This is a genomic window from Dyella sp. 01N36 (assembly GCF_056399745.1).
In genome coordinates this window covers 41308-59639 of the sequence record NZ_JBFTRY010000007.1, presented here as the reverse complement: position 1 = coordinate 59639, position 18332 = coordinate 41308, and the positions used below count along the sequence as shown (strand labels likewise).

General features: G+C 60.7%; 15 protein-coding genes. 3 read left to right on the top strand and 12 right to left on the bottom strand.

Features of this window, described 5'->3' with window-relative positions:
* Positions 1–245 precede the first annotated feature (245 nt).
* Positions 246–920 carry a VOC family protein gene (locus AC1DMG_RS03270; protein ID WP_477178609.1) on the top strand — a complete coding sequence of 225 codons (675 nt, stop codon included), beginning with the start codon at positions 246–248 and terminating at the stop codon, positions 918–920.
* A 54-nt stretch (positions 921–974) separates the two neighbouring features.
* Here AC1DMG_RS03270 and AC1DMG_RS03265 read toward each other — a convergent pair whose 3' ends face one another.
* From AC1DMG_RS03265 to AC1DMG_RS03215, 11 genes are all read right to left on the bottom strand, one after another.
* Positions 975–1658 carry a hypothetical protein gene (locus tag AC1DMG_RS03265; RefSeq protein WP_441603927.1) on the bottom strand — a complete coding sequence of 228 codons (684 nt, stop codon included), beginning with the start codon at positions 1656–1658 and terminating at the stop codon, positions 975–977.
* A 155-nt stretch (positions 1659–1813) separates the two neighbouring features.
* Positions 1814–3109: an amino acid permease gene (locus AC1DMG_RS03260; protein ID WP_477178608.1), complete on the bottom strand. Its 1296-nt coding sequence runs from the start codon at positions 3107–3109 to the stop codon at positions 1814–1816.
* Positions 3110–3121: 12 nt separating this feature from the next.
* Entirely contained in the window at positions 3122–5434 is a 2313-nt protein-coding gene (locus AC1DMG_RS03255; protein WP_441603929.1) for an Orn/Lys/Arg family decarboxylase, read from the bottom strand.
* A gap of 92 nt (positions 5435–5526) precedes the next feature.
* Positions 5527–7860, bottom strand: a complete 2334-nt coding sequence (locus AC1DMG_RS03250; RefSeq protein WP_477178607.1) for an Orn/Lys/Arg family decarboxylase — start codon at positions 7858–7860, stop codon at positions 5527–5529.
* 68 nt (positions 7861–7928) lie between these two features.
* On the bottom strand, positions 7929–9404 hold the full coding sequence (locus AC1DMG_RS03245; protein WP_477180172.1) for a DcaP family trimeric outer membrane transporter: 1476 nt from the start codon (positions 9402–9404) through the stop codon (positions 7929–7931).
* Positions 9405–9550: 146 nt separating this feature from the next.
* Positions 9551–10489 (bottom strand): transporter substrate-binding domain-containing protein, encoded by a 939-nt coding sequence (locus tag AC1DMG_RS03240; protein WP_477178605.1) that lies wholly within the window; start codon positions 10487–10489, stop codon positions 9551–9553.
* A 47-nt stretch (positions 10490–10536) separates the two neighbouring features.
* Positions 10537–11868 carry a putrescine-ornithine antiporter gene (gene potE, locus AC1DMG_RS03235; protein ID WP_441603933.1) on the bottom strand — a complete coding sequence of 444 codons (1332 nt, stop codon included), beginning with the start codon at positions 11866–11868 and terminating at the stop codon, positions 10537–10539.
* Positions 11869–12175: 307 nt separating this feature from the next.
* The gene (locus tag AC1DMG_RS03230; protein ID WP_441603934.1) at positions 12176–12652 is read right to left on the bottom strand and encodes an ion channel; all 477 of its coding nucleotides are present in this window, start codon (positions 12650–12652) and stop codon (positions 12176–12178) included.
* Between the two features lie 57 nt (positions 12653–12709).
* A complete protein-coding gene (locus AC1DMG_RS03225; protein WP_477180171.1) occupies positions 12710–13813 on the bottom strand; it encodes an AI-2E family transporter in 1104 nt (367 codons plus the stop codon).
* A 78-nt stretch (positions 13814–13891) separates the two neighbouring features.
* Entirely contained in the window at positions 13892–14104 is a 213-nt protein-coding gene (locus tag AC1DMG_RS03220) for a hypothetical protein (RefSeq protein ID WP_477178603.1), read from the bottom strand.
* Between the two features lie 459 nt (positions 14105–14563).
* Complete coding sequence (locus AC1DMG_RS03215; RefSeq protein ID WP_477178602.1) at positions 14564–15235, bottom strand: MarC family NAAT transporter; 672 nt, start codon at positions 15233–15235, stop codon at positions 14564–14566.
* A gap of 361 nt (positions 15236–15596) precedes the next feature.
* On the opposite strand from AC1DMG_RS03215, the gene AC1DMG_RS03210 reads away from it, so the two are divergent.
* Positions 15597–16166, top strand: a complete 570-nt coding sequence (locus tag AC1DMG_RS03210) for an OmpA/MotB family protein (protein ID WP_441603941.1) — start codon at positions 15597–15599, stop codon at positions 16164–16166.
* 161 nt (positions 16167–16327) lie between these two features.
* Here AC1DMG_RS03210 and AC1DMG_RS03205 read toward each other — a convergent pair whose 3' ends face one another.
* Positions 16328–16933 (bottom strand): hypothetical protein, encoded by a 606-nt coding sequence (locus AC1DMG_RS03205; protein WP_477177133.1) that lies wholly within the window; start codon positions 16931–16933, stop codon positions 16328–16330.
* A gap of 356 nt (positions 16934–17289) precedes the next feature.
* Between AC1DMG_RS03205 and AC1DMG_RS03200 the strand changes: the two genes are divergently transcribed.
* Entirely contained in the window at positions 17290–18144 is an 855-nt protein-coding gene (locus tag AC1DMG_RS03200; RefSeq protein WP_477178601.1) for a hypothetical protein, read from the top strand.
* The last annotated feature ends 188 nt before the right edge of the window (positions 18145–18332 follow it).

Here is an 18332-nt window from a genome sequence, read left to right as displayed (position 1 = left end):
CGGGCCGGGCGAATATAACCCGCAGGGGAACCCGGCCCAGACGCCCGAGGCCCATACCCTGGCGAACCGCCCCGCACCTGCACCGCTCACCCGGGACGGCGGGAAGCCCACTTCGCGTCGACGACGACCGCTTCATCTGCCCCGCGGCACACTAGCGATCTTGGTGTCCCCGCCCCGGTCCCGCCCACCCGCCTTGTTGTGGCCACGCAAAGGCCGCGTTGCGGTCCAAGCCATCGGAGGTTCACATGAGCAGCACTGCCGCCGAGACCCTGCAGGCGCGGGGCGTTGACATGAAGTTTGAGATCGTCGTCATTCCCGTATCGGACGTCGAGCGCGCCAAGCGCTTTTATGTCAGCCTGGGTTGGAGGCTGGACGCCGATTTCGCCTCCGATGACGGCTACTTCCGCGTTCTCCAGTTCACGCCGCCCGGCTCCAGTTGCTCCGTCATTTTTGGCAAGAATGTGTCGGCGGCGGCGCCAGGCTCCGCCCAGGGCCTGTACTTGATCGTCTCCGACGTCGAGGCGGCCCGCAAAGAACTCGCTGGACGTGGTGTGCAGGTCAGTGAAGTGTTCCACGGTGCCGGCACCTATGCCGGCTCCGATGAGCCCTACCTGTTCGGGCGGGTTCGCGTCAGCGGCCCGGATCCCGAGCGCAACAGCTACCGCTCATTCGCCTCGTTCCACGATCCGGACGGCAATGGCTGGTTGTTCCAGGAGATCACCCAGCGACTACCCGGGCGCATCGACAGCGGCGTGGCCACGTACACCTCCTCGACCGACCTCGCGGCGGCGCTGCGGCGTGCGGGGGCCGCGCACGGCGAGCACGAGAAACGCAACGGCGGCAAACACGATGAGAACTGGCCGGACTGGTACGCCCAGTACATGATGAGCGAGCAGACGGGGAAAGATCCGCCGCTGTGAGCATCGCCAGCCGGGCGCGTCAGCGAGCCATGCGACCCGGTGCGCTTCGATGCATCACCCACCCAGGGCGATGATCGCCATGGTCAGGCACACGCCTATCACCATCATGCCCAGGCCTGCCCGCCACGCGCCCAGGCCGGCGTACCTGCCCAATACGAAGCCACCGAAGAACAGCATGGCCAGGCTCAGCACGCGCGAGACCAACAGTGCCCTGGGCACATCATCGATCAGCATGAAAGGCAGCACGACGGGGAACGTCGACAGCACGACGATGAAGAACACGCGCGCAGCCCGCAAGAAATCGATGAAATAAAGCCGCGGGCGTTCCGGCAGCGGTTCAAGATGGACCAACCTGCCCCGCAATGGCTCCAGGTCGGCGTCCGTCACGAGGATCTCGATAAACGACGGCAGCGCGTTTCGGACCAGTCCGATACCCGTCGCCGCATCGGGTGCGCTCTTCATATCAAGTGCAAGCGTCAGCCGATGGCCGCGGCTGGTCAGCGTATGCAAGAGATACATCATGGCGTCGGCCAGGCCCCAGGCGAGGTTGCAACCCAGGGCGGCGCGCCACATGGTCGATGGGGATTCCTGATCGGGCCCGACCGTCGAGACGGCGCCGACAAAGGTCAACGCCATCAGCAGGCCAAAGCACATCTCTGAAACGCGCTCCACCACATCCAGACCCGCGCCCGCAACCACGGATGGCTTGGCTTCTGAGGGGCTTCTCGCGTGATTCATGACGCTACTCCTCTAAGCGGGTCCGTTGCCGGGGCGTGTCGAGCGAGCACCCGGATGCGGACAGCGGAACGGCGATCGACGTGCTGGCCTGCTGATCGGTCTCACCACGAAGACCGCTGGAACGCATCGATGCGGCGGCGGTAAAGATGGCCGTCCTATTTCTTTTTGATCAGTGCGAAAAGCGGCGCGGAAATAAGCAGGATCAGAAGCGCCTTGCGGCCCAGTTCCGCGCCCTGCCCAAGCACGACGCTCAGGCAATACAGGCAGGCCACCACGCCAATCACGATATAAAGCCGAACCTTGCCAGCCGACATGTCGATCTCACGATTGAGCCGCCACATGGACACGACTGAATAAAGGTACGGCAGCACCATGAGCACGACCGTGGCATCCGTGATGTGGGCGAACTGCGTCGCCACATCCGGCGACGTCGTGATGAGCAGCATCAAGGTCATCATCGCGCCGGTCACGATCAGGTTCTGAACCGGCATGCCCTGCTGGTTGGTCAATGAAAAACGATGGGGAAACATGCCGTCGCGGCCAGCTGCCTCGGCGGACTGGGCGGTAATCAGAATCCAGCCCACCAGCGAACCGGATGCCTTGAGGATGGCCGCCAGCGAAATGATCACGGCCGCCCAGGGACCCAGCATCACCTGGGCGGCCTCCGCGAATGGCGCGCCGGAAATGCGCAGCTCGGCCCCGGGAATGATGCCCATCAGCACGGTGCAGCAGGAAATATAAATCGCCGTCGAAACCAGCAAGCCAATGATGGTGGCCAGGGGCACGTTGCGCTTGGGGTTCTCGATGACGCCCGCTGAAACAGCGGCGCTCTCCACGCCGAGAAACGCCCACAGGGCAATCGCGCCACTTCGACTGATCGCCGTGATCGTCGGCAGCTGCTCGGGATTCCAGCTGGCGGCAAAAACATCGGGCCGGAACCAGAACCAGCCGAGCAGACCAACGAAGGCAATCGGCAGGATGCCGGCCACGGTGCTGATCGCCGTGAAATGTCCCACTGCGCGGGCATCTCGCGTGTTGAGCCAGACAAACAGCCAGATGATGCCCGCCGTGCATGCATTGGCGATCCACGGATTCTTCAGCACCGGAAAAAAGACCGCTAGGTAACCGGTCACCGACACCGCAATCGCCACGTTGCCGATGACGTTCGCGACCCAATAGAGAAAGTTGGTCTGGAAGGCCGGGAACGCCCCCATGTGATCGCGAGCATAGGCATAGGGTCCACCCGCCTTGGGTTCGACCATGCCCAGGTGCGCGAAGACCAGGCCAAGGGCGCTGGCGCCCAGGGCCGCGACGATCCAGCCGAAGAGAGAAATACTCCCGACGCTGGCAAGACTCGACGGCAACAGAAAGAGGCCGGTCCCCACCATATTGGCGACGACCAATGAGGAAGCCCCAAGTAGCCCCATTTTCTTGCCGCCGCCGGTGACCATAGGAGTACTCGCCTAGTAAGACCTCAGACACTGCAAGTAGTACTCACCGTCTTCGACCTCCACGCCATGCGTGTCATGGCCAAATCCAGGGAAGGTGTGATCCCAGCTCTGAAGTGCCTTGAGGTAGCCCACGTAAGGGCCATCGGCCGAACCGGCCACCTCGCCGGGCATCAGCATCGGTATGCCGGGCGGGTATGGAACCACGCTGGTCGCCAGCGTTCTGCCGGCCAGATCGGCCAAGGCCACACGCTCGATCTGCACCCGCAGCAACTGTTGATAGGCGTCTGCCGGCGACATGCGCACTTCGGGAAGGCTCGAATAGGCATGCTGCAGATGCTGCGTCTGACTGGTCCGCTTCATCTCCGCAAACATCTGGTCGCCAAGGCCACGCAAGCCAAGACTGCCGTAACGCTCCGGATGACCTGACACCAGATCCGGCATCACACGCTCCAGCGGCCGGTCTTCATCGTAGTCACGCTTGAAATCCAGGAAGGCCGTGATCAAGGTGCTCCATTTCGCCTTGGTGATGCCGATCGAGAACAGGAACAAGACACCGAAGTCACTGGTCTTCTCCACCACGATGCCACGCGCCCCGAGGTAGGCCGTGAGCAGCGTCGCGGGGAAGCCTTGCGCGCCCAGCGAACCGTCGTCCTGGACACCGGGAGTCAGCACCGTCACCTTGATCGGATCGAGCATGCAGTAGCCGTCTTCCAGGTCGCCGAAGCCGTGCCAGTTGTCGCCGGGATGGAGGACCCAAGCATTGGCATCCTCCGCGAGCAGTTCCGGTGCCGCATCGACAAATTCGATCTTCTTGCCGGTATTGAGGTCAGTGATCACTTCCGGATTCCATGTACGGAAGAACCACGAGCCCTTCTGGGCGAAGTCGCGATTCAAGCGCCCCACGATCTGGCGGAAATGGATCGCCTCATCGATGCACTCACGGGTCAGGCTCACGCCACCCAGGCCATCCATCATCGAAGCGGCGACTTCGTTTGACGCCATGATCGGGTAGAACGGCGAGGTGGAGCCGTGCATCATGAATGACTCATTGAATCGCGCATGCGGGATGCTGCTGCGACCGTCGCGCACGTGGATATACGACGCCTGCGAAAACGCGGCGAGCAATTTGTGCGTGGAGTGGGTGGTGAAAACCGTCGGCCCGTTCGGATCATGCGCCGTGGCCGGCCCGTGCATGGCCAGTCTCCCGGAGTAAAGCGGATTGAACCTGGCATAGCCATACCAGGCTTCATCGAAGTGGACGCGATCGACCCAGCCACCCACTTCCTCAAGCACTCTTGCGGTGTTGTAGCAAAGGCCGTCATAGGTGGAGTTGGTCACCACCACGAACACCGGCTGTTGATCCGCCAGGTTCTTCGATAAGGGATTCGCCGCGACAGCGCTGCGAACGCTGGCCTGGGAAAACTTGTCCGGATAGATCGGCCCGATCAGCCCGTATCGATTGCGATGCGGCACCAGATAGTGCGGAATGCCGCCGGTCATGGTCAGGCCGTGCTCGATCGACTTGTGACAGTTGCGGTCGCACAACACCACCTGGTCGCGCCCCACGCAGGCCATGAAGATGATGCGATTGGACGTGGATGATCCGTTGGTGACGGTATAGCTGCGATGCGAGCCGAAAATGCGCGCGATGTACTTCTCGCTCTCGCCTATCGGCCCGGTATGGTCCAGCAGCGAGCCGATCTCTCCGACGCTGATGGACAGATCCGTGCGGAAGATATGCTCGCCATAAAAATCGTAGAAAGCGCGACCCGTCGGATGCTTGAGGAAGGCGGTGCCACCGGTGTGGCCTGGTGTATGCCATGAGTATTCGTGCACTTCATTGAAGTTGGCCAGCGCGGCGGTCAGCGGACCGAACAAGGTCCCGAGGTAAATCCGCATGGCGGCGTGCACACGGCCGCTGACAAAGGTGGCCGAGTCCTGCGACAGCCAGATCAGCTCGTTGATCGCCTGGACCGTCTCCACGCTCAGCGTTTGCGCCTTCTCCGGCTCCGTCATGAGAAAGATGGGCACGTTCTCGTTGCGCGCACGAATGACGTTGATCAGCCCGATGGCCGCCGCATTGTCCTTCTCCACGCCTTCGGCATTGGGCAGCGACCAGTCGATCAGCATGGCGTGGATGGCAGCATCGGAGACGATGGAGGAGCGCGCGTCGTCGACGGTCGAGGCCGTGGTCGTCTCGATATTGCGGTCGGCAAACTCCTGCTCCAGCGTGCGGCAGGCCCTGCCGCCGGCGCTGTCGGTGCCGACTTTGGAGTGAACCAGCAACACGCGCAGCTTTTGACGCAGGTTACGACGCTCGAGCATGATGATTCTCCTGGTTGGCGGCATGCGTATGCCCGCCGCCATCTGAAACCCACTGCGCGCCGTGATCGTTCGTCACTGACACGGCCCACCATTCATTTTTTGCGCGTAGCCTTTGCCTGCTTGGCCGCAACCTGCTTATCCAGCACGACGCGCACCCACATATCGCCATTGGCATCGGCGTGCATGTTCTGCACTTCTCTTGCGAAGCCGGGGAACTTGCGCCCATAGGCCTCCACGGCCTGCAGGAAGCGAAAGATCGGGCCGCCTTTGGGATCCATGCGCTCGCCCGGCATCAGCACGGGAATGCCCGGCGGATACGGAACAATCATCAGCGCGGCGATCCGCCCTGGCATATCGGCGATGCGCACTTCTTCCGTGGTGCCATGAATCAGATGCTGATAAGCCTCCGCCGGGGTCAAAACAGGCTCGGAAAGCGTCTCGCCGGCCTTGTTCGCCATCGCCTGCAGATCGAGCTCACTCATCGCCTCGTGCATCTCATCGCACAGCTGCGGCAGGGTCATCTCGCGGTAGCGATCGGGATAGGCATGCACCAGGTCGGGCAGCGCCTCTTCCAGCGTCGCATTGCGGTCGTACAGCCGCTTGAACGACAGCAAGGTCTCCAGCAAGGTGCCCCACTTGCCCTGCGTGGTGCCCACGGAAAACAGCACCAACACGGTGTAGTCGCCGGTTCGCGCAATCGCCTGCCGTCGCGCATCGAGGAACTTGGTCAACACCGCACCGGGTATGCCGCGCTTGGCCAGCTTGCCCTTGGCATCCGTGCCTGGGCAAAGAATGGTGACCTTGGTCGGATCAAGCATGCAGAAATCATCCTTGACCACATCGTCCGGCAAGCCATGCCAGGCGTCGCCAACCCGCAAAGTCCAGCACGCTGTCGATTCGGCCAGTACATCGAGCGGCGCCTCATGGAATGGAACCTGTTTTCCCTTGATGGGAACACGCGGCGGCTGGAACAGCGAAAAGAACCATTGCCCGTCGTCCTGCAGACGCTGACCGACCAGCGCGACCGTCCGGCGAAACGCCACGGCAAGGTCGACCGTTTCGCGCAGCAAGGCCGGTCCCGATGGCTCATCCATCATGGCCGAGGCGATATCCAGCGACGCGATCAACGGGTAGAACGGCGATGTGGTGCCATGCATCATGAATGCTTCTTTCACCGGCGCCATCGCCAGCTCGCCACGCTTGCTGTTGCTCACGTGGATATAGGACGCCATCGAGAATGCAGGAAGCATCTTGTGCGTCGACTGCACGGCGAGGACGGTCGGGCGATTCTTGATGTCACGCGGCACACCCATCGCGAAACGATGCTTGTAAAGCGGATGGAATTTTCCGTAGGCGTACCACGCCTCGTCGAAATGCACGCGATGGACGCTGCTTGAGAGCATCTCCACCACCTTGTCCACGTGGTACAGCAACCCGTCATAGGTTGGATTGGTGACGACGGCGTAGACAGGCTCCTTCGACTTGGCGCCCGCCGACAGAGGCGAATCGGCGATCAGGCTCTGGATATGCGCATGGGAGAAACGCTTGGGAGGAATCAGGCCGATCATGCCGTAGCCGTTGCGGCTGGGCTGAAAATAAACGGGCCGCGCCCCTGACAAAGTCATCGCATGGTTGAGCGACTTGTGGCAGTTGCGGTCGGCAATGACCATCTCGTCCTTGCCGATGCAGGCCTGGACCACGATGCGATTGGAGGCTGACGAACCTGCGAGCACGTAGAACGTCCAGTCCGCGCCAAATACCCGCGCTGCCATGCGCTGCGAATCGGCCGGCGGCCCCTCGATATCCAGCCATGAACCCAGCTCCGCATTGGAGATGCCGATGTCGGCCCGCATGATGTTCTCGCCGAAGAACTCATGGAACTCCGCGCCGGCAGGATGCTTGAGATAGGCGGCACCGCCCATGTGACCCGGGGCATCCCACTGATACACGCCCTCTTCCGTGAGCTTCTTGAGCGCCTTGAAGTACGGCGGCAGCAGGCCGCTGTGATAGTCGTCGATGGCGAACTGCAGGCGGCGCGCAAAGAACTCGGGCGTCTCGCTGCCGACGTTCACGTATTCGCGCACCTCCGAGATCAGACTCAACGGTACGTCGGGCGTCTGGATGCTGCGCGTCAGCAGGAAGATCGGCACCTTCAGCGACTTCTCGCGCACGGCACGCACGATCTTCATCGCCGACTCTTCCGCCATCGTCCCGGTCTCACCGAGATCCCAGTCAATCGCCACCGCCGAATACGAGGGCTTGCCGCGCGCGATCGCCAGACCGTCCTCGCCACTCATGGCCTGCACGACCTGGATGCCGCGATCTTCGATGGCCTTGCCCAGGCGGGACAACGCCAGCCGGAAGGCCGATCCCTCGTTCGGCAAGTCGGTGGAGACAAAAAGAATCCATGGATGATTCATCGACATGAGGTGCGTACTCCGGTGCAGTTCAAGCGTTGCCGATACAGGCGGTAACCCGGCGCATTCGCGCGACCTCAGGGGTTAAGGTCATAGCGAAACGTTGTTTGCAGACGCTGTCCCTGCCCACGCAGATCGGTAAGCGCAATGTTCTGGCCCCACAGGTACTCCACACCGAACATGGCGCGCTCGCTGAATTTCCAGGCCAGGTTGATCGACCCGAACTTGGTGCTCTTGGGCTGGTCCGGATTGATCAGCATGTTCGATTGCGGGCTGATCCTGAGATAACCCCAGGCCAGGCTTGAGGTCAGGTCTTCGCGCCAGGCGTGCGTGTAACCCGCGCCGTAGCCTCGTGCGCGGATGGCGCGCAGGTCGCCTTGGGTCGTAAAGGCGGCGTCCAGTCCAAGCCCTGAAATATCCTGCAGGAAATTGGCGTAGCCCTTGCCGTAGCTGGCCCATCCCTGGACGCTGTCATGTTCGAACAGGGCCGTGGTGCCGGTCAGCTGGGTTGCAAAGCCCGTCGTGCTGCGCGTGCGCGCCGTGGCATTTTCCACGCGCAGATCGCGAAGAATATTGGCCCACAGGACATGCCAGCTGGGCGCCTGCCACCTCAAGCCGAGAGTGATGTCGGGGCGACGCGAATACGTGTTGAATCCTTCGATGACGCTGATGTCCGCATTGGGCTTTTCCAACGACATCGGCAAGGTCAAGGCGCTCTCGCCGCTCCTGTACAGCACGGGTGAGAAGCGGATCTGCGGACCATATTTGAAGGTGAACGAGTTGGGTCCCTCGTAATCGAGCGTGTTGGGGAACACATCGATATCGGTGAACGCCGAGATGTTGTAGCCGGCCAGCAAGGAGTAATGCTCGTTGTCCAGCTCGCCGTAGAACGCCTGCAGGTTGTACGGCATGTCGCCGCTGCCGCTGCCGAAGAAGTTGTTCTTGTAGACGACTTTGAGCGTCCCGTAATCGGTCTGGCGCTGGAAATCCATGCGGAAGATGCTTTGCCTGGCGCTCATGGTGKAGCGCCTCCCACTGTCATAGAGCGGCTGTCCGCGTACCGGGATCGACGAGGGAACAAACAGATCCGCCGCGCCCATGTAGGTGCTGTCGGCCATCGCATCCAGCTGCGCCACCAGGTCGATCTTGAGCAGATTGCCCGTATCACCCAGCCGCACATAGCCTTCAGGCAGTGGTTCGTAGGCGCCGGCAACGGCAGAAGGCGGCCGGTAGGGCGGCGGCCCGGAAGGTGTCGGTGCCGGCGGAGCCGTTGCCGAACTCGTCAGCGCTGGCGCCGCTGCCTTGGCTTGCGCGGCAGTGGCTTCCTGGCTTTGCTCCTTTGCTTCCAGCTCCTCCAGGCGCGACTGCATCTTCTGCATCACCTGCTGCTGCGCCTGCATCTGCGCCTTGACCTGTTCCAGTTGTGCCTTGAGCTCTGCAGTCTCCGATGACTGCGCCATCGCCCCCGGACTGAAGGTCGCAAGACCGCCTATCAGGAGTGGCGCACACAGGAGTGTCTGCTGTCGCATGAAGCCGAACGATGGCCGATGCATGCTGATGCCTCCAGTCAACCTAGTAGCACTGAACGGGAAGCTGGTGCCGGACCTTCGCGCGGCGCCTCAACGCTGCAATGACATCAGCTCAACCAAACACAACGAGAAGGCGCCGGCACAAAGCGTATACCGGCGCCCTCCTGGCGCTACTCGGGTAACGCCGTATCGCGGAACCAGTCCTTGACCGACTGATCAGGCTTGCCCATGTACTGCTCGTAGATCCCGTTGATCTTTCCCGTGCGATAGAGCCGGCTCAGCACCTGGTCGACCAGCAGACGGAAGTCCGGGTCGTTGCGCGCCAAGGCCAACGACAACGGCTCATTGTCGAAAACCCGGTTGAGCACGACGACCTGGCCCGTCCCATCCTTCTTGGCCAGGTCCAGAAGCACATTGCGCTCGGCAAAGAATCCGTCGACCCTGCCATCCTGCAGTTCCTTCAGGCCGGTATCGAGGTCGGGCACGGAAGAAACGACGCTGTTGACCTTCAGTTCGTCGCGACGCTCCTTGAGCAGCTTCTCGGACAGCGAGCCCGCGATGACGGCAAAGTTGCGCTGCTGCAGCACCGCGAGCATCGGCGAACCTCGCCAGATCGGGCGTCCACCGGACTCCCCCGTCTCAAGCAGATCGCGCAACGCGACCGGCGCATCCTTGCGCAGCATCACGCCGGTACCTCCCGTCAGTATCGGGATCGAGAAACTCACCTCGGACATGGCGCTCAAGGATGGCGCGGACGGCCCACAGAGCAAGTCGACACGACCCTCGGCAACGGACTTGAAACGATCGGCTGCGTCCACCGCCACAAACTCCGTGGAGATATTGGGCGCGTGCAAGAGCTCCTGTGTCGCATCCACAATCTGGCGGCACACGGCGATCGCGTAGCCGTCGGCGGTGCCAGGCTTGTCCTCATAGGTGAACGGCCGGGCGTTGGCATAGTAGCCAATGGTGAACTTGCCGCTCGCACGTACGCGATCGAGCGTAGCGCTGCCGGGGCTCACGGTCTGCGCCACGATCGTCGGCACCTGCATCACCAGCAGCCCGATCATCGCCCAGCGCAACAGGCTGTTACGMACAACAACACTATTCATGCGTGACATGTCGTCTCTCCTGGAAAGCCTTGTTCTGCCTCGGCGAGTTATCCACGCAGGGGCTCCCCGGCAAAGGGAGCCGAAAAGCGAGGCGCCAGGAAGCCGTAAATGGCGAAGGTAAGCGCCATCACGATGGTTGCACCGAGCACCGCCTCCATACCGGATGCATAGATGGCATAGGTGCTGTAAAGCATCGCCACGGTAACCACGAACGCATTGAGCCTGAAGGTATGTTGGGGAACCGATGCCTTGCGCATCATGATCATCAGCGCCGAGAGCGCGAGAATATAGGGGATGACGTTGGTCACCACCGCAAGGTTGACCAGCACCGCAAACTGCTCGCCCAGGCTGGGTGATGCCGTGGACAACGCCATCAGGCTCTGCACCACGCCCATCACGATCATGCCGATGACCGGCGCCGTCATCTTGTTGGTCTTGGCGAAGAACGTCGGGAACATGCGTCCCTCGGCAGCCGTCTTTGCCGTTTGCGCGATGGTGAACTGCCAACCCAGCAGTGAGCCCAGGCAGGCAAGAATGGCCAGCGCGCGGATGATCGCGCCCACGGTCGGGTTGAACATCTGCGAGTACGCCAGCGCGAACGGTCCGGTGGACTTGGCCAGCTCCGCATTGGGCACAATGCCCTGGATCACCGTGGTGGACAGGACGTAGATCACGGCAGCGCCCAGCGTGCCGAGCATGCATGCCATGGGTACGTCGCGCTTGGGATTCTCCACGGCATCGGAGTTCTGCGCCGCCGACTCCATGCCGAGGAAGGCCCACAGGGTCAGCGCAATGCTCGAATCCATGCCCTTGAAGAAACTCAAGCCTTGAGGATTCCACGCGGCCGAAAAAGTCGATCCCTTGAACCAGAACCAGCCGATGATCGACAGGCCAGCCACCGGGACGATGACGCCCCATACGGTGATCGAGCCAATTTTGCCAGTGACACTCGGACCGCCGAAGTTCGCGAGCGTCGTCAACCAGATCAACCCGATCACGCTGATGCAGGTGGACATGGGCGTCGACGACAGCCACGGGAAGAAGGCGGCGAGATAACCCACCGCTGAGATGGCGATCGCCACGTTGCCGATGGCCAGCGACAGGAAGTACAGAAAGAACGTCAGGAAGTAGCCGCCCTTCCCATACGCCTCTTCAGCATAGGCCGCCATGCCGCCGGCGCGCTGACTGAGCAGCCCCGCCTGCGCGAAACCGTAGGCGATGGCCATGGAACCTAGCGCCGTGACAGCCCACGACGTCAACGAGATCGCACCGACCTGGGCCATGTTTGCCGGGAGCATGATGATGCCTGAGCCCATCATGTTGACCGCCACCAGGACGGTTAGCTGCATCATGCTCATTTTCTTCGTGCTGCCGTTCATCACCGCCTCCCAATTCCGAATTGCGGAGTTAGCGCGACCCGCCACGCAAGCACTCGCAGCCGACCGAAACGACCGGCAGTCGATCAATGAATTGCCCCGCCCCTGTGAAATGAATTCTCAAGCAACAAAAAACATCTTTAATCGATAGTGAGCCACCATCAATCAAATCAGCGTGAACCGTCGCAAATACTCGCGCTTAATCCTTTGGAAGGCTATATGGCCAAATACTTAGTTAATCATGAACCTGCCAATGACTCTGCAATGCAGGAATTACTGAATTAAAAATACCAAGTTTTCCTAGGTAGTTTTATTGGCTTCGACGCCGACGAAGCCTCCATGGGCGCCTGCTCTTTTTTATCCTGGCCTTGTTCTGGTTGATGATGTCCATAACGGCGGCAGTCATCACCGCGGTCGATAAGCCGAACATCAGGATGCCGTTGGCCGCCTCAAGCGGGCCGAGCATGCGCCAGCGCGGGGACATCACGACATCGCCATACCCCAGCGTGACGAAGTTGACCCCCGAGTGGTAGAGCGCCGTCTTGAAATCGTCGAACTCGCCAAGCAGCATGAACAGCGCCGCCCAGATCACGGTCTCGGCAAAGTAACCAAGCGTCAGCAGGAGCAGCACCGTGTACAGCAGCAATACGTTGCCCGTTGCCGTTTCCTTGCCCCTGTGGGAAAGCTTGTAGCGGGCATACTGACGCAGGCTGATGTTGAGGAAGAACGCCTGCAGCAGCAGGCAAACCAACATCACGGGGAGGCCGATCAATAGATTGAGCAACACGGGGACCTCCTCCGCGCATCGATGGCGGCAGGCAACGGTGAGGAGTGCGCGGCCGGGTCAGGTCTGCTTTGGCGCCGATGGTTCGTCGATCGGCGGCTGTTCCTCAACCCATTGCCAGAACAGCTGGTAGCCGACTGCAAGCGCCACCGGGCCGATGAACAGGCCGATGATCCCGCCCGTGACCATGCCGCCCAGTGCACCGATCAACACCACCGGCATCGGCACATCGACGCCGCGGCCCAGCAAGAGCGGCTTGAGTACGTTGTCGGCCAGGCCCGCAACAAAGACATAGACCGCAAACACGATGGTGCCGACACTGGCGCCTTCCGTGGCGAACACGTAGGCGATGGCCGGTATCGTGATCAGGGTGGCCGGGAGCTGCATGATGCCCAGCAACAGCACGGCGAGGGCCAGGAGGCCGGCGCCTGGAATACCTATCAGCACGAAGCCGACGCCAACCAGCAGCATCTGAATGAAGGCGATGCCGATCACGCCCTGGGCGACGGCCCGGATGGTGGCCGTGCACAGGTGAGTGATCTGCGGCCCTCGTCCCGAGCTGAAGATGCGCGAGGAAATCTTCACCGCGCTGCGTTCCCCGCTTTCACCGAAGGCCATGAGGATGCCGGCGATGATCAGGGCAGCGATGAACATCAGAAAACCCAGGCCGGCATTGGCAAGCTTGCCCAACGCCATAAGACTGAACTCCTTCAGTTGCGGCGCGAGCTTCTGTGCCAGGCCGGTCAGGTCGGTGGCCGCTTGCAACCAGAAGCCATAGAGAGGCTTTCCAATCAGCGGCCAGCTGGCCACCGACTCGGATGGCGAGGGAATGCTGACCTTACCCTCCTTGACCACGTCCAGCGCCTTTTCAACCGACTCGGTCATCGACGTGCCCAACAAGTAGACCGGCACCATCAGGATGACGACGGCGATCAAAACGATCAGGGTTGCCGTGCGGCCATCGCGATTGCCCAGCCTCCCCCGCAGCCTGAGATGCAGGGGATAGAGGGTGATCGCGAGGATCACCGACCAGAGCATCAGGTGAAGGAAGGGACTGAAGATCTCGAAGCAAAAGATCACCAKCGCCGCGATCAGGCCGGCGCGAATCAAGACATCGAGCAGCCCGCGGGACAGGGCTTTCTCGTACATGGGTCTCAGCAACATGGATTAGCCCCTTCAACGGTGGGATTTCAGCTATCCCTGTGCGACTGCAACTTGAACGCTCTGGAACGAGGGTGTTCGCTAGCTCGTCCATTCGCCATCAGCAATGATGGTGGGCGGAAGCTCGGCCAAGGCTTCCGCCGGACCCTCGAGCTGCCAGATATGTACGCAGCAATTCCAGCCGTAATCCTCGGACACCCGGCTTAGCGCAGAACGCCACCGTGAGAACCAGGCGTCAACCGCCGCGACTTCGTCCCGGTCATCCACGACGACGATGATGTTGGCTCTAGGCATGGCATAGGCCTGTGTCCAAGCGACACCAGGGAAACATGCTGCACCTCCCGCAGGCACCGACGAGTTCAAGGGCTGGATTTGACTGTTCCATCGCTACCGCAGTGCCGAGTGCCGCCGTCGTCGCCGACAAGGCGAATTGCAGCATGGCATTGCAAGACGTGGCGAACCTGCCAAACATGGTGTCGGCGTTTCCGATTCAAGGAGCCCCATCGGCAGACAAACGCCGTGGTGCACCAAAGAGCAGGACGAGAAATGCGTTGCATCCCCAGGGCAACATCACGCCTTCAGGCCCGATGATGATGTTGTACGCGGTTAATAAAACTATCAGCGTTCAACGAGCGTGAACTCAGCGGCCGGCATGATCCCCACGCGCAGACGTAAGCAATAATACGTAGTCATTGATACTCAGGACTCAGCCACACGATCGAAGTGCAGCGGCGCGGTTTCGATCCACCCAGCCTACGAAGCAACCATGTGCCAGCTCAAAAGAAGCTCGTGACCTCCATTGATGGCAAATTGCACGCCAATGCAGACCAATAGAAAACCCATCACACGAGTCAGCGCATCGACACCGCCCTCGCCGAGCAGACGCAAGATCGTTGTGGCTCCGCGCAGGCAAGCCCAGAACTCCAGCGTAAAGAGCACGGCGACCGTAATGACGGCTAGGTGCACTGAATAGGAATAGCTGCGCGCGGGGATGGTTGAGGCGGCGCTGATGATGAAGGCAATGGTGCCAGGCCCCGTGGTACACGGCATGGTCAACGGAACAAATGAGATATCCCGGAACTGCGTCGCCGGCGTCGCCTCGGAAAATGCTTCCTGCGCCCCCTGCTCCGTGATCCGCTCAGGCGGAAATAGCATGCCGAAACCGATGTACGAGACGATCAGGCCGCCAGCAAGCCGCAAGCCGGGGATCGAAATCCCGAACAGGCGCATGACAACGCTGCCTGCATAGAAGCAGACCAGAAGCACAATGAATACGTAGATGGCGGCACGCAGGACCTGCCGATTGCGCTCCGCGTCCGGATAGCGCGCTGTCAGCGCCAACAGCACCGTGGCACTGGTGACTGGATTGGCGATGGTCGTCAGGCCCAACAGCCCCACCGCGACGTCATTGAGAAATGCGGGCATGTCTGGGTATCTAAGCGAACGAAAATCAGCTCCGCCCTTATCCACTTGTCGCGATGATGGGAGCGTGACCGGCGCGTCGCATGAGCATCGAAAGCATCATCGTTCGTCGAGCAAAGATACCGGTGCGTTGGCGGCGCATTTCTATCGCCGGGCATTGCGCGTCGCGACAATCTACTCAACGCATCTACGTGTTTACACCTAATGGTTTAATGCATGGAAAAATGGAGTTATTTTCTTCCTACTTTATTAACGCCAATTCGGCGAAGATTAGATAAACAAGAGGAAGCAAAAACCAGAAATATCTGGCAGGACCAATCGAAGATCGCCTCCTTTGATAAGACACCAACGTGAGGGAACTACCATGATCAAGTTTCCGCAGCTATGCGTACTAGGTGTGGCACTCCTGGCGGCAGGGTGTGTCTCTCAGCAGAAATATGATGAGTCGCAGCAGAAGAATGCGGAGCTGGAGGCGCAATACCAGCAGCTCAATGCGAGCATGGGGAGCGAAATTCAGTCCCGCGACGTGCGCATCTCGCGCATGCAGGATGCCATCAAGGTTTCGCTCAACGATCAGCTGCTGTTTCCATCAGGCGGCTGGGAGATATCAGAGCAGGCCAAGACCAGCATTGCCAAGGTCGCCAAGATCCTTGCCCCTCATCAGAAGAACAAGATCAACGTGAGCGGCTACACCGACAGCACGCCCATTGGTCCGGAACTGGCGAAGCAAGGCATCACGACCAATCAGATCCTGTCGCAGAAGCGCGCGGACAATGTGCAGCAATTCATGATCTCGCAGGGCGTCAATCCAAGCCTGGTATCGGCCAAGGGCTATGGCGAGGAGAATCCCGTAGCGTCCAACGACACCGCCGAGGGCAAGGCTCAGAATCGTCGCGTGGAGCTCACCGTAGCGAGCCCCGGTACGAGCAACTGAATCGGCGCGGATATCGAACTTGACGGGCGCGGCCAAATGGACCGCGCCCGTCGCCTGTTGCCCACCTTCACATCCGCGCCGGCGTGAATCGTTCGCTTGCGTCATCACCATGACCCAAGGATCGGGTGATGCTCGCGACGTCCTACCCGCCTGCCGCACCCTTACCCCTGCGGGGTGACGGTGACCGCCAAAGCCTCGGCATAAGTGATGCGCACCATGTCGCCGACTTTCAGCTTTGAGAGTCGGGCCTGGCGTGCGGGATCCTTCACCTCGATGATACGGGTCTTGCCATCAGCCCCGGTAAGCGTGACGGTATGCTTCTTCAGGTCGACCGCCGTGAGTTTCGCGGTCACCGTGACTGCCTGCTCGGCCGTACCACCCGGTTTGTTGCTTTTCTCATCCCGCGTGATGTCGCCTTCAACCTCGGTGCCCGCTTGCGCACTGTTGGCAGGAAGCAACTCAAGCGCAACGGCATGTTGGTACGTCATGGTGATCTTGTCGCCGACTTTGACCTGGTCGAACCGCGTGGCGGCCGGCCCAACCGCTACCGTGTCTTCTTTGCCAGCGGCCGTTCGAAGCGTGACCAGGCGTTTTTGATAATCGATCTGCGTCACCGTAGCCGTCACGGTCTCCGTCTCGTTGGCCAGCTCGTGTGCCGTCGCGGTCACCGGCGGCGCCGTGGATGTCTGCGCATAGACCGACAGAAAAGGTGTGCCTGCCGCTACGACCGCTAGAAGCAAGCAACGTGGGAAGTCGAAGGCGCTCATATCACATCTCTCTGTCAGCGACGAATCAAGGCGTACATGCCATGAGAGCATCCCGTTTCGGGGCCGCTCTGCCCTTTTCATCCAATCACGCAGCATGCCACCCCCGCCCCATGCCTGCAGCGCGCATAGACTCCTACAAGCATCGGCTGTGATGCTAGAGATCTCCAGTGGCTAATTACCGATTATTTCTGTGTAGAAATACGCAGGCTTAAAATGCGCACGCAAGAGTTTGCTAATTGCCCACGATCTAATTAGCGCGTAGATCTACTTATGCCTTTAGTGCTGCAAGTTTTTGCTGTGAATTCCCAATTAGTTGCGCCAATATGTATTGTCGATTAGAGCGATGAGGGGTCATCATGAGTGGCCGTTCCGGTTCTCTTTTTGCTCGCACCACCCTCGCGCTAGGGCTCGTTTTAACCTCCGGTGCTGCCTCATTGTTCGCGATGCCGGCGTTCGCACAGTCACAAGACTATTGGGACGGAAACTGGCACGGCAGCATCACGCCGTACGGCTGGCTTCCCGGCGTGTCCGGCGAAACCCGATACCAGCTTCCCAGTGGCCCGGATGTCACCGTCAAAAACAAGAGAGACCCCTTGAGCAGCCTCAGTGGCGCCCTGCTGCTCGAAGGCGATATTCGCAAGGGGAACTGGGGCATGTTCGGCGACATCGACTGGATCAAATTCTCCAACGAGAAGGGGCGCTTCACCTCGATTGGAGGCGAACGCTTCGGAGCCGACGCCGGCCTGGATACGCGCTGGGGAATGAAGGGCGGCCTGATTACGCTGGCCGGGCTGTATACGCTTGGGCACGGCACGCTTGGTTATGCCGACCTGCTCTTCGGCGCGCGCTATGTGTGGTTGAAAGGCAACATCAGCTGGAACCTCAACGTGGTCAACAACCAGGATGCCTTGATCCTGCAAGGTAGTGGCCACCTGCATAATCAGACGCATGCCGGTAACGCGATTATCGGCGTACGAGGTCGCTGGACGCCGTTCGCTGACTCGGGCTGGTACTTTCCGTACTACGCCGACGTCGGCACGGGCGACTCCGACAACACCTACCAATTGAACGTCGGCGTGGGCTACGCATTCCACTGGGGCGATATCGCCATCAGCTATCGCGATATCAAATATGAGCAAGGCGGCAGTGACAAGTTTCTCAAAGAGGCAAGGATCAGTGGGCCAAGTTTCAACTACACCTGGCACTTCTGAAATCCGGGTTGGCCAGGGCTTTTCTCTGGCGGACTCGCCGGCAGGCATCGATGCGTCGATGTCACGGTGCCCAATCGGCTTGGAACGGCGACGCCTGGGGAACGAAACGCGATCTAACGGTTAACGAGCGTCAAGCAAAGGGCGAACAGTGCTGCTGAATCTCCCGGCGCGAGGGCGGTGTCGAACAC